We start from the raw sequence: 12,843 nt of genomic DNA on the forward strand, positions 1-12,843 counted from the left end.
AGACCCAACAGTCCAGCCTGAGAAGACACCCGGGCTTAAGCTTTGATTCATGGCAAAGAAGTCGAAGAGCAGTAAACCCCCGAAGATCTCGAACAAGGTGTACGAGGCGGAACTGTTCCGACTACAGACAGAACTGGTCAAACTGCAGGAATGGGTGCGCGAGACGCGGTCACGTGTGGTGGTGATCTTCGAGGGACGCGACGCCGCCGGCAAGGGCGGCACGATCAAGCGGATCACCGAGTACCTGAGTCCGCGGATCGCGCGCGTGGCCGCGCTGCCGGCACCGACGGATCGTGAACGCGGACAGTGGTATTACCAGCGCTACGTCGCGCATCTGCCTGCCCCCGGTGAGATCGTGCTCTTCGACCGCTCCTGGTACAACCGTGCCGGAGTGGAGAAGGTGATGGGCTTCTGCACCCCCGAGGAGCACACCCGGTTCCTCAGGCAGACACCGATCTTCGAACAGATGCTGATCGACGACGGCATCCTGCTGCGGAAGTACTGGTTCTCGGTCTCCGACGAGGAACAGTTGCGCCGGTTCCGTTCCCGCATGAGCGACCCGGTGCGCCAATGGAAGCTCAGCCCGATGGACCTCGAATCGGTCTACCGCTGGGAAGACTATTCGCGGGCCAAGGACGAGATGATGGTGCACACCGACACGGCGATGAGTCCGTGGTTCGTCGTGGAGTCAGACATCAAGAAGCATGCTCGGCTCAACATGATCGCGCACCTGCTCTCGACCATCGACTACGTGGAGGTGCCCCACCCCGAGGTGTCGCTACCCAAGAAGCCAGTCGAGAGCGGCAACTATCACCGCCCGCCGCGGTCCTTGTCGAAGTACGTACCCGATCACGTCGAGTTGCTGATCGAAAAGGACGACTGAGGCGAGTCTGCGACAACGATCCCCGCTGCCTGCGCGGCAGCGCGATATGCGGTGGCCAGTGAGTCCACCGTCTCGTGCGCATTGAGCCCACTGGGATTGGGTACCACCCACACCGCCGCACCATTCCAGTCGAGTGACTGTGGCCCCGGGGTGAGCGCACGGATGCCGAACGCCGTTCGATAGGCGGTGATCCCGGCGATCGCCACCACGGTGGGGCCGATCTCACGTACATGCTCGCGCAATTGCTCTGCGCCCGATCGGATTTCGGCGGCCGTCAGCTCGGCGGCTGCGGCCGTCGCCCGCGCCACCACATTGGTGATGCCGACTCCCCGGGCAATGAGGTGATCCCGGTCGGCGGCACGCATCCCGGCCGAGGCGTCGATCAGATGGTCGGTGATGCCGGCCCGGTACAGCGCCGGATAGAAGCGGTTGCCGGGACGTGCGAAGTGCGCGCCGGTCGCCGCGCTCCACAGACCGGGGTTGATTCCGACGAACAGCAGCCGACAACCCGGAGCGACGAGATCGGCGATCTCGCGGTCGCGATATCTCAGCAGTTCCGCGCGGGTGAATCGTGCTTTTGCCATCAAGTCACCGTAGCGACCGGCTTCACCGTAGCGACCGGCTTCACCGTGGCAACGGGTTGCGCCCGGCCCGCCGAGCGCCTTCGATCAGGAGAATGGGTGAGCACGGCACGTCCGGTGCGGACGGGATACCGCTGATCGTCGTCGATGCGGCCAATGTGGTCGGTTCGGTGCCCGACGGCTGGTGGCGTGACCGCCGCGGTGCCACCCGTCGCCTCCGCGATGCTCTCGTGCCGGTGGCCGCTGCAGGTCTGCCGGACTTCGCCGGCCCGGTGGAGGTCGTCATGGTGGTGGAAGGCGCCGCTCGCGGGGTCCCGTCGCGGCCCGAGGTGAGCGTCGTCGAGGCCGATGGTTCCGGTGACGACGCGATCGTCGCCCTGGTCGCCGCCCAAGCGGGCCGGACGGTGACAGTGGTCACCGCCGACCGCGAATTACGTTCGCGCGTCGAGTCTCTCGGTGCGTCGACGGCCGGTCCCAGCGCGGTTCGACGATGACCGGCCGAGGCGAAATCCCAGTCGCTACCATGGAAATTGGGGTTGCTCCCCCGGGATGCGACGAAAGGATGATCATGGCCCGCTATGAGCTGCCGACACTGGAGGATCTGCGAGATCTGGGAGTGCGGCAGGAGAATGCGATCACAATCTACGCGGAGACCTCGCCGGCACCCGATGAGCGCGAGGACAGCTACCTCAACGCCAAGAGTGCCTTCGACCGCGCGGTGCGCGAATTACGCGAATCGGGTATTCGTCACGCCACCGAGGAGGCGTTGCGTGAGCAGTGGGAGAAGGTCCGCACCGATGAGGCGTGGGCCCGGCTGTCCAAATCGCTCGCGATCTTCCTCTCCCCCAGCCAGGCGCAGGTGTTCATCCTGCCCAACCGGCTGGAGAACCAGATGCAGGTGGGCACCTACTTCGACCTCGGCCAGATCGTACGGGCGGTGACCAGCGAGCAGACCGCGTACGCGTTGACGCTGTCGGCCAATGGCTGGAATCTGTGGAAGGCCACTCCGACGACCGTCGCCACCGAGATGCCCCTCACCGGCGATCACGCGGTCGACGTCGCCGACGCCACCAATCGCGCCACCATCCGTGACCGCGGACATGTCCGCCGCCTGGCAGGCGACGAAGGCAAGAAGGTGCTGCTCGAGAAGTACGCCAAGCGTGTGGCCGAGGCCGTGCGCGCCGAGTTGGCCCCCGGAGACCCCAATGGGGAACAGCCGCTGTTCCTGTTCGCCACCGATCCGCTGCTCGACATGTACCGGGCCGCCGAGACCACCCGCCGCGTCATTGCTGTGCCCGGCGCCTCCGACGAACTGCGCGCCGACGAGATCGACGCCGCGATCCGCGCCGAGATGCCGGCGTTGAACGCCGAACGCGACAATGCCCTGGTTGAACGCATCGCCGACGGTGTTGCTCGTGGCCTGGTGGCCACCGACCTCGCCGACATCAGCAAGGCCGCCGCCGGCGGAGCGGTCGACACCCTCGTCTACGAGTTCACCGTCGACATCTTCGGCCACATCGACGCCGAGACGGGAGACCTCACCTACGACGACGAGGGCTACGACCTGCTCTCGAAGATCGTGGTCGCGGTCCTCGGTCAGGGTGGCACCGTGGTCGCCGTGCGCGCCTCGGAGATCACGTCGTCGGTGTGGAACGGCACCGCAGTCGCGGGTCTGCGTTACCCGATGAGTTGATTCACGAGCACCGCCGGGTCCTGGCACGGGACTCGGCGGTGAGTCATTTCCGGAGTGTTCGGACCGAAGAACCCACCAAGGAGTAGCTCTATGGCACGGACTGTGGCGGACAACATGATCGAGACACTCGGACGCTGTGGGGTGCAGCGTGTCTACGGGATACCCGGAGACTCGCTCAACGGCTTCACCGACGCCCTCCGCCGAGACGGATCCATCAGATGGCAGCATGTCCGTCACGAGGAGGGTGCGGCGTTCGCCGCGGCCGCCGAGGCCACCCTCACCGGCGAACTCGCCGTGTGCGCGGGGAGTTGTGGGCCGGGAAACCTGCACCTGATCAACGGATTGTTCGACGCCCAGCGCAGCCGTGTGCCGGTGCTGGCGATCGCAGCGCACATCCCCGCACCCGAGATCGGTAGCGGCTACTTTCAGGAGACGCACCCCGAGCAGTTGTTCGTCGAGTGCAGCGACTTCTGCGAGATGGTGAGTACACCGGAACAGCTTCCACGGCTCCTCGACGTCGCCATCCGGACGGCGGTGGAACGGCGCGGCGTTGCCGTCCTCGTGATCCCCGGGGAGATTTTCCTGGCCAAGGAGACCGATCGGCGCGACGGCAGTCCGATCCGGGCCATCGAGAAAGTGGTGCGTCCCACCGCAACTCAGTTGCAGCAGCTCGCCGATCACCTCAACTCGTCGGAGAACGTCACGATCCTGGCCGGGGCCGGAGTGCAGGGAGCCCACGATGATCTGGTGGAACTCGCCAGCGCCCTGCAGGCACCCGTGGTTCATGCGTTGCGTGGCAAGGAGTTCGTGGAGTACGACAACCCCTACGACGTCGGCATGACCGGTCTGCTGGGATTCTCGTCCGGCTATCGCGCCATCGAGAAGTGCGACACGCTCCTGATGCTGGGCACCGATTTTCCCTATCAACAGTTCTATCCGTCGAAGGCGACGATCGTCCAGGTCGACATCCGCGGCGAACAGATCGGACGACGCACCCCGGTGGACATCGGTTTGGTGGGCAGTGTCGCCGACACTTTGCCGGCGCTCACCCCGCTGATCAACCGCAATCGCAGTTCGGATCATCTGCGGTCATCCCGCGATCACTATGTGAATGCCCGTAATTCGCTCAACGATCTCGCCGTCGACGACGGCAAGACACCGATCCATCCGCAGTACCTCACCGCTCTGCTGAGCGACCATGCCGCCGAGGACGCGGTGTTCATCCCCGATGTCGGCTCACCGGTGGTGTGGGCCGCCCGCTATCTCCGCATGAACGGTGCGCGCCGGCTCATCGGATCGTTCACACACGGTTCGATGGCCAACGCGGTGTCGCAGGCCGTCGGTGCCCAGTCCGCGTTCCCCGACCGTCAGGTGATCGCGCTGGCCGGAGACGGTGGACTGACGATGCTCCTCGGCGAATTGATCACGATCACCCAGAACAAGCTGCCGGTCAAGATCGTCGTGTTCAACAATTCGTCGCTGAACTTCGTCGAGGTGGAGATGAAGGCCGCGGGATTCGTCAACTACGGCACCGATCTGCAGAACCCGGATTTCGCGAAGATGGCCGAGGCCATCGGCGTGTACGGGCGGCGGGTGGAAGCCCCGGGCGAACTGGATTCGGCGGTGCGCGAGTTCCTGGCGCATGACGGTCCCGCCTTGCTCGACGTCGTCACCGCTCGCCAGGAGCTGTCGATCCCCCCGACGGTGTCTGCTGCGCAGGCCAAGGGTTTCACGCTGTACGCGATCCGCACCGTCATGTCCGGCCGTGGTGACGAGCTCGTCGACCTCGCCGAGACCAATCTGTTCCGTCGCCTTTTCGACTGAAAACGTCGCGCGCCCAACGCGTCCGGCTTGTCAGCGGGTGATCCGCCGCAGATCGGTGCGCAGCATCATCACGTTGTAGTCGGTCCAGCGTGACGCGTTGAAGTACAGGTACGGCGAGTTGCCGGTCAGTGCAGGCGATTTCGGTTGCATCATCGGCGCGTACAACACCGGATACCCGGGTGTGACGATGTAATGCGCTGCGCTCCAAGGCCCCTGGGGATGGTCGGCTGTTCGCAGGCGTATGCCGTTGTCGCCGTCGAGCATGATGTATTTGTTTAGGTACGGGCTCCACGACACCGAGAGTTCGGTGATCGGCGCGGAAACGACCGTTCTGGCCGCGTCGATGTCGTTGACGATCCACCCCGTGCCGTTCCAGTACTCGTACTTTTCGAGAGTCATGATGTCCGCGGGATGAAACCGTGCCAGGTACGCAGCCCCATGTCGTCCGTTGGGTGTGCCGAACTGGTAGACGTATCCGACGTCGGCGCCGTGACCGATCGTGTAGGCGCTCTGTTGAAAGTTGGCATTTCCCGGCGTCACGGGCGGAAGCCCGAATGGGAGAACCACTTTCACCGGAGCGTTCACCAGATAGGTCGACTGATCCCGCGTCCACGTCTGACCGTTGTCGTCGGAATAGGCGATACCGGAGAAATTGGTGTCCCACACACCTGCCGAGCCCCAATGCCGCACCGACATGAAGTTGATGTACTGCCGATGACCGTCACCTCGCGGTAGCGAGATGGCGGCGGTGGGAATGTTGGTGACCTCGACATAGTCGACGTTGGCCGCCCGGAACAATTCCTTCGCAAAGGTGGGCTGGGCGGCGTCGACGATACTCCCCGAGGTCGCGTCTCCCGGCTTGGCGTCTGGCACGGCGATCCCGTTGGAGAGGTCGTTGTCGTTACTGCGCAACAGTACGTTGTTGCGCCATTGCTGACCGGCCACGCTGCAGTCACCGAAGGTGTCGCCGAAGGCCATCAACGTCTGCCCGGAACCGTTATCCCAGCTCACGCCGACATCGGTGCCCGAGATGGTGAACCGTTTGAATGTACTGTTCGCGCTTCGCGGTCCGGTCACCCAGGCGACGCTGCTAGTGCTCGCACTCGCGTAAACCGGCAGTGGTCCCTGAGTTCCCTGCGCGGGATTCGACGACGATCCCAGCGACCCCGACGATGAGCCCGAGGAGCCGAGCGATCCCGAACTGCTGCCCAGGTCGGGAAGTGAGCCCGTCCCCGAGTTGCCGCACGGTTCGGCGGCCGCCGTACCGGCGTACGCGGTGGTCAGCCAGGCCGCCGACGCGACGAGCGCACACGACACCAACAACGGTGCGATCCGTCGGCGCATCACCTCACCTGTCCTCTCACCGGAGCCGAACCACACGAACGATGTGGTCCATGTGACCAATGTGATTCAAGAGGAGATTGTGACAGAAGTGACTTCCGTTGCGCTTGACACCTGATCACGAACCCGTACCGGCTCGGACACGGTCCGCACCGACTACTCCGCGCGGGAGAACTCCGACGCTCGGGCCACCTGCTCGGCGGAGATCGCGACCCCGGTGTACTTCTCGAACTGGGCGGCCGCCTGCAACGCGATCACCTGGGCGCCGGTGATGACCTGCTTGCCGGCCGTTTCCGCGGCAACCACGAGCGGCGTGCGATCCGGGAAGGCGACCACGTCGAATACGACATCGGCGGCGGCGATGGCGTCGTCGGCAAACGACTGCACCTGCGAGTCGGGCCCCTGCATACCCAGCGGGGTGACGTTGACGATCACCGATGCGCCAGGCGGCACGGTGTCGGAGGTACTGCGGTAGCCGTACTTCGCCGCGAGCGCCGCACCCGCATCCGCGTTGCGCGCCAAGACAGTGAGATCGGTGAACCCGGCGCCGCGAAATGCCGCGACCACCGCCTTGGCCATGCCACCGGATCCGCGAACCACCACCGGGGCGGCCGGGTCGATCGCGGCGTCGGCGATCAATGCGGCGACCGCTTCGTAGTCGGTGTTCGACGCTATGAGCCGTTGTCCCTCGTGCACGATCGTGTTGACCGACTCGATGGCGGCCGCCGACGGCTCCACCTCGTCGACCAGCGGTATCACAGCCTCCTTGAAGGGCATCGACACCGAACACCCTCGAATACCCAGTGCCCGCACACCGCGGATCGCGCCTTCGATGTCGGTGGTGGTGAACGCCTTGTAGATGAAGTTGAGCCCGAGCTCGTCGTACAGGTAATTGTGAAAACGTGTGCCGATGTTCGACGGCCGGGCCGCCAGCGAGATGCACAGGGTCATGTCCTTGTTCAAGATCGGCATGAATACAACGTAGCCCCCTTCGCATCCCATACGGCCTCTGTCGCTTTTGCGGAGTACCGGAACGGCGTCTAGCCTCAGCCCCGGCGCACCAGACTAATTCCGGGAGGTCGGCACTGTGGGATGGAACACATATGTGGCACTGGGTGATTCGTTCACCGAAGGTGTGGGTGATCCTGATCCCGCTCGGCCCAACGGGCTGCGAGGATGGGCCGACCGCGTGGCAGAGCAGCTCGCCGTGACGAATCCGGACCTGCGCTACGCCAACCTCGCCGTGCGCGGCAAGCTGCTCGACGAGATCATCGACGACCAGCTCGCACCGGCGGTGGCGATGTCACCGGATCTGGTCACCATCCACGCGGGTGGCAACGATCTCATGCGTCCGGGCGTCGACATCGACGCACTCATCGACCGATACGACAATGCGCTGGGCGAACTCGCCGCCGGCGGTGCCACCGTGGTGGTGTTCACCGCGTACGACGCCGGTTGGGCGCCCGTGTTCCGGATGATGCGGGGTCGCTGCGCGATCTTCAATGAACTGCTCCGGGAAGCAATCGACCGTCACGGCGCGCGGGTCCTCGACTTCTGGCGCCTGTCCGGCTACGACGATTACCGCATGTGGGACACCGACCGGCTGCACATGTCCACCGCCGGCCACACCCGAATGGCCGCGGAGGTCCTCGATCTGCTCGGCGCACCCCACGACATCGCGATCACCCCGCTCGCCCCGCAGCCCACCATGCCGCGCGACGCCCGGCGCCGCGACGACCTGCAGTGGGCGCGCACCTTCCTCTACCCGTGGGTGATGCGGCGTGTGCGCGGGGTGTCGTCGGGCGACGGCGTCGCACCGCGGTGGGCCGCACCGGTCCCCGCGCTCGATACACTCGGCTGAGATCAGCGGCCGAATCCGGCGTCGCGCAGCGCCTGCGCCATCGATCCGCTCGGTGCCGAATCCCGTTGTGCCCGTTGACCTCGGCCACCCTGGCGGCGTCCGGCTGCTCCCTTCGCACGGTCTGCGCCACCGTCGCCGCGGGCCGCGCCACCCCGTTCGGCACGCCCACCGGGTTTCGCGGTTTTCGCGTCGTCGTCGAGACGCAGGCTCAGGCCGATGCGCTGACGTTGCACATCGACGTCGATCACCTTGACCCGTACCACCTGCCCGGACCGCACCACCTCGTGCGGGTCGGAAACGAATCGGTTCGCCATCGCCGACACGTGGACGAGCCCGTCTTGATGGACGCCGACATCGACGAATGCGCCGAAGGCGGCCACGTTGGTCACCACGCCTTCGAGCACCATGCCGGGGGTGAGGTCGGCGACCTTGGTGACACCGGCGGCGAAGGTGGCGGTGCTGAATGCCGGTCGCGGATCGCGTCCGGGTTTCTCGAGTTCGGCCAGGATGTCGGTGACCGTGGGAACCCCGAACCGGTCGTCGGCGAAATCGGCCGGTCGCAGCGAAGTGAGTGTGCGATGGTCGCCGATCAGTTCGGCCAGGGCCAGTCCGGATCGGTCGAGTATGCGGTGCACCACCGGATACGCCTCGGGGTGCACGCCCGACGCGTCGAGCGGGTCGTCGCCCCCGGTGATCCGCAGGAATCCCGCGCATTGCTCGAATGCCTTGGGACCCAACCGCGGAACATCGAGCAGGGCACCACGGCTAAGGAATGGTCCGGTGGCGTCGCGGTGCGCCACGATCGCCTCGGCCAGACCCGGCGTCACTCCTGAGACGCGCGCGAGCAGCGGTACTGACGCGGTGTTGAGGTCCACACCGACCGCGTTCACGGCGTCTTCGACCACGGCGTCGAGGCTGCGCGCCAGCGTGCCCGGTGTCACGTCGTGTTGGTATTGGCCCACACCAATGGATTTCGGGTCGATCTTCACCAATTCTGCCAGCGGGTCCTGCAGCCGACGCGCGATGGACACCGCACCGCGTAACGAGACGTCGAGTTCGGGGAGTTCGGACGACGCGTACTCCGAGGCCGAGTAAACCGACGCGCCGGCCTCGCTGACCATCGCCTTCGCCGGCGGTGTAACGCCGGGACCGGTGATGTCGGAGATGAGTTCGGCAGCCAGCGCGTCGGTTTCGCGCGAGGCCGTGCCGTTACCCACCGCGATCAATTCCACGCCGTGGCGAGCGACCAGGGCCGCCAGCGTCGCCTTCGCGGCATCCCACTGCTTCTGGGGTTGATGCGGGTAGATCGCGCAGGTGTCGAGTACCTTGCCGGTGCCGTCGACCACCGCGACCTTCACGCCGGTGCGAAAACCGGGATCGAGTCCCAGGGTGGTCCGGTTACCCGCGGGCGCGGCCAGCAACAGATCCCCGAGGTTCTTCGCGAACACCGTGACGGCGTCGTCCTCGGCCCGCTGACGCAGTCGCACCCGGGCGTCGATCCCGCTGCTGATCATGAGTTTGGTGCGCCACGCCCAGCGCACGGTTGTGGCCAGCCACCGCGTCGCGGCGGCGTCCGCGGTCAGGTTGACGCCCAGCGCGGCGGCCACCATCGCCTGGTAGGTGTCGTCGTCGCCCCCGTCGAAGTCAAGCGAGAGCACACCTTCCTTCTCGCCGCGGAAGACCGCGAGCACGCGGTGCGACGGCATGTTGACGAGCGGCTCGGAGAACTCGAAATAGTCGCGGAACTTCTGCCCGGCCACGCTCGCGGCCAGTTCGTCGGACCGGGCGCTGCTCCTCAGCGCCCCCTGCGTCCAGAACCGTTCCCGGATCGAACCGACAAGTTCGGCGTCCTCGGCCGCGCGCTCGATGACGATGTGTCGCGCGCCCTCGAGCGCGGCAGCGACATCGGCGACGCTTTCGGAGACGAACTCGGCCGCGACGACTTCGGGATCGAGGGTGGGGTTGTCGAGCAGCCGGGTGGCCAGCGGCTCGAGGCCCGCCTCGCGCGCGATCTGCGCCTTGGTCCGGCGTTTCGGTTTGAACGGGAGGTAGATGTCCTCGACTCGCGACTTGGTGTCGGCCGCCACGAGCGCGGCCCGCAGATCGTCGGTGAGCTTGCCCTGGTCGTGGATGGAGGTGAGCACCGCGACCCGACGTTCGTCGAGTTCGCGCAGATAGCGCAGCCGCTCGTCGAGGACACGCAATTGGGCATCGTCGAGGCTGCCGGTCATCTCCTTGCGGTAGCGCGCGATGAACGGGACGGTGGAGCCCTCGTCGAGCAACCGGACGGCGGCGGCCACCTGATGCTCGGTGACCTGCAGTTCGGAGGCCAGGCGGGTGGTGACGGGTGGAACTCCGGCGATGGTCGTCGATGCGGTCGAATTCACTCGGAGCACCCTACCCAACGGGAGCGACACCTCCTGCGCCGCCGGTAGTGTGTCGCCCGCCGATATGCGACGGTTGTCGCATCCTGGTGACGTGCCGCGTCGTACCATCACTCATGGGTTTCGTCATCGGGTTCTCCCCGTGGATCGTCTACTGGATTCTGGTGGGCAACACCTCGTTTCGTGCTGCCGTACTCATCGCGTTGGCGCTGTCGGTTCTGGCGGTGGTGGTGCAGCGTGTGCGCCGTCAACCATGGCACTCACTCGAGGTGGGCGCCGTCGTCGTCTTCGTGGTGCTCACCGTCCTCGCGTTCACCGTGAGTGATGTGTTCCTGCAACGATGGCTGCAGCCTCTCGGCAACGCGGGTATCTTTCTGATCTCCCTGGTCGGCATCCTCATCGGTCGGCCGTTCGTGCGCGAGTACGCCACCGCCAGTGTCGACGCGACCACCGCACACACCGACGGATTCCGAGTGATCACCACCGCGATGACCTGGATGTGGACCGCGGTGTTCGGGCTCATGACGATCATCTCCGCGATCCCGCCGATCGTGCAGGGACAAGCCACGATCCATGACGGTGCCTCCACCCTGTCGATCGTCTGCTACTGGGTGGTGCCGTTCACGCTGATGGGTCTCGCGGGCACGGCGTCGGGCCTGTTTCCGCCGTGGTTCGACCGACAGACCAAGCGCATCGATCAGCGCGAGAGCGCCGGCACGCCGGCCCGGCCCGTCGCCCAACCCGCAGCGCTTCCCGACGAGATCGATCCGCAGATCGTGGTGACGGCACCCGTCGAGTCGCGCCACGACGAACCGTTCTCCGTCGGTGCCGACGCCGCGGGCCTTGCCAACGTGTCGATCGTGATGTCGGGCCAGGATCTGTTCGGACGCCTGTGGCAGTGGCAGGGCGTCCTCGCGGGCACCGGCCAGACCGCCGACGACATGATCTACGCAATGGAGTTCGTCGGCCCCGATGATCGTGCCGATCTGTTCATCCCGCCCGCCGAACCGTGGCAGTTGCGCGTCGAGGCCACCTCGGCGGACCACCGCACGGCGGTGACGGTGCTGCGCGAGCCCACTGCGCCCGGGGTGACGCTGGACCGGGTGGACGTCGACGGCCGGCCGGGTCTACTCGCGCGGCCCGGCGGCAGCGGGCCGCATCCCTCGGTGGTGTGTTTCGGCGGTTCCGAGGGTGGACTCGACTCGCAGATCGCCGTGGTCAACGCGCTCGCCTCCCGCGGCATCATGGCGCTGGCCTACAGCTGGCTCGACGACGTACCGGAAGCAGCCCCGATCGCCGACATCCCGCTCGAGCGTTTCGCCGGCGCCATCGCATGGCTCGCCGCGCATCGCGCGGCATCCGGCGACGGGGTTGCGGCTGTGGCGATCTCCCGCGGCGCGGAGGGACTCGCGGCCACCCTGGCCCGAGCAACCGACCTGCCGGTGTCGGCGGCCGTGCTGTTGAGTCCCAGCAACCTCACATGGCAGGCGATCGGCCCCGACGGTGAGATGCCCGACACCTCGTCGTGGACCTATCGCGGGCGGCCCTGCGACTACGCCGCACTTCCCAGCGGGGTGCTGATGCCCCAACTCGTGGGAAACGCGTGGCGGTTGTCGCGCGACGTCGCGGCGCACCGTCCGACGTTGCTGCGGCTGCGACCCGCCTACGAGTCCGGCCTGTCCGCGCTGCGATCCGATTCGGCGGCGCGTATCGAGTCCGAACGCATCACCTGTCCCCTGCTGTGCGTGAGTGGTTCTGACGACCGGCTGTGGCCGTCGGAACCTATGGCCGACGCGCTCATCGGTCGCCGAACGGGCCGGCCGGACAAACACATCCGCTACGAGGGTGCCGGCCATTTCCTGCGTCCGGGCCTCTACCCGGCCACCGTGCAGGTGACCGGAGGCATCGACATGGGTGGCCGCCCGCGCGAGCACGGGCTGGCGTGCCTTGCGCTGACCGGTGAGATCGTTGATTTCATCAGCCCGAAGTGACCGGCGACCAACCCAACGCCGGCCCGAATCACCGCCGTGCCGAGTTCGATCCGTTCGGTGCGCATCGCGGCGGCGGCCATCAGGGCGACCGGAGACGCGATACCGAACTGGAGGTGGCGATCTCGCAGCCAGACGCTGTCGAAGCCGAGTGTTTCGGCGAGATTGATCATCGCGAGGGTCTCGAGATGCCCGGCCCGTGGATCGGACTCGTCGAAACGGCCGATGGTCAGAAAACCCATCTTCTTCAGAGGTTCACCTCGATCCGGTCTGGGGCGTTGCACCATT

The 12,843-nt window shown here is 66.2% G+C and carries 10 protein-coding genes and 1 pseudogene; 6 read left to right on the plus strand and 5 right to left on the minus strand.

Going from position 1 to position 12,843, the window contains the following annotated elements; translation table 11 throughout:
• Positions 1–49: 49 nt before the first annotated feature.
• Entirely contained in the window at positions 50–883 is an 834-nt protein-coding gene (gene ppk2, locus ACWDTD_RS14920; protein WP_449747902.1) for a polyphosphate kinase 2, read from the plus strand.
• Here ppk2 and ACWDTD_RS14925 read toward each other — a convergent pair.
• Positions 850–1,467 (minus strand): mismatch-specific DNA-glycosylase, encoded by a 618-nt coding sequence (locus tag ACWDTD_RS14925; protein WP_449747903.1) that lies wholly within the window; start codon positions 1,465–1,467, stop codon positions 850–852. The genes ppk2 and ACWDTD_RS14925 overlap by 34 nt on opposite strands.
• A gap of 92 nt (positions 1,468–1,559) precedes the next feature.
• On the opposite strand from ACWDTD_RS14925, the gene ACWDTD_RS14930 reads away from it, so the two are divergent.
• From ACWDTD_RS14930 to poxB, 3 genes are all read left to right on the plus strand, one after another.
• On the plus strand, positions 1,560–1,958 hold the full coding sequence (locus ACWDTD_RS14930) for a hypothetical protein (RefSeq protein WP_449747904.1): 399 nt from the start codon (positions 1,560–1,562) through the stop codon (positions 1,956–1,958).
• A gap of 74 nt (positions 1,959–2,032) precedes the next feature.
• Positions 2,033–3,157: a baeRF11 domain-containing protein gene (locus ACWDTD_RS14935; protein WP_449747905.1), complete on the plus strand. Its 1,125-nt coding sequence runs from the start codon at positions 2,033–2,035 to the stop codon at positions 3,155–3,157.
• Positions 3,158–3,247: 90 nt separating this feature from the next.
• Positions 3,248–4,981, plus strand: coding sequence for a ubiquinone-dependent pyruvate dehydrogenase (gene poxB, locus ACWDTD_RS14940; RefSeq protein ID WP_449747906.1), 1,734 nt, complete (start codon positions 3,248–3,250; stop codon positions 4,979–4,981).
• 30 nt (positions 4,982–5,011) lie between these two features.
• Here poxB and ACWDTD_RS14945 read toward each other — a convergent pair whose 3' ends face one another.
• On the minus strand, positions 5,012–6,325 hold the full coding sequence (locus ACWDTD_RS14945; protein ID WP_449747907.1) for a DUF4185 domain-containing protein: 1,314 nt from the start codon (positions 6,323–6,325) through the stop codon (positions 5,012–5,014).
• Between the two features lie 153 nt (positions 6,326–6,478).
• Positions 6,479–7,294 (minus strand): shikimate 5-dehydrogenase, encoded by an 816-nt coding sequence (locus ACWDTD_RS14950; RefSeq protein ID WP_449747908.1) that lies wholly within the window; start codon positions 7,292–7,294, stop codon positions 6,479–6,481.
• 115 nt (positions 7,295–7,409) lie between these two features.
• Between ACWDTD_RS14950 and ACWDTD_RS14955 the strand changes: the two genes are divergently transcribed.
• Positions 7,410–8,183 (plus strand): SGNH/GDSL hydrolase family protein, encoded by a 774-nt coding sequence (locus ACWDTD_RS14955; protein ID WP_449747909.1) that lies wholly within the window; start codon positions 7,410–7,412, stop codon positions 8,181–8,183.
• Positions 8,184–8,185: 2 nt separating this feature from the next.
• On the opposite strand, the gene ACWDTD_RS14960 is transcribed toward ACWDTD_RS14955, so the two are convergent.
• Entirely contained in the window at positions 8,186–10,570 is a 2,385-nt protein-coding gene (locus ACWDTD_RS14960) for a Tex family protein (RefSeq protein ID WP_449747910.1), read from the minus strand.
• A 113-nt stretch (positions 10,571–10,683) separates the two neighbouring features.
• On the opposite strand from ACWDTD_RS14960, the gene ACWDTD_RS14965 reads away from it, so the two are divergent.
• Complete coding sequence (locus ACWDTD_RS14965) at positions 10,684–12,558, plus strand: acyl-CoA thioester hydrolase/BAAT C-terminal domain-containing protein (protein WP_449747911.1); 1,875 nt, start codon at positions 10,684–10,686, stop codon at positions 12,556–12,558.
• Positions 12,559–12,572: 14 nt separating this feature from the next.
• Here the strand turns inward: ACWDTD_RS14965 and ACWDTD_RS14970 are convergent.
• A pseudogene (locus tag ACWDTD_RS14970) lies at positions 12,573–12,842 on the minus strand (LLM class flavin-dependent oxidoreductase); the annotation flags it as partial.
• Position 12,843: the final 1 nt, after the last annotated feature.

It is taken from the genome of Gordonia sp. NPDC003425 (genome assembly GCF_053588635.1).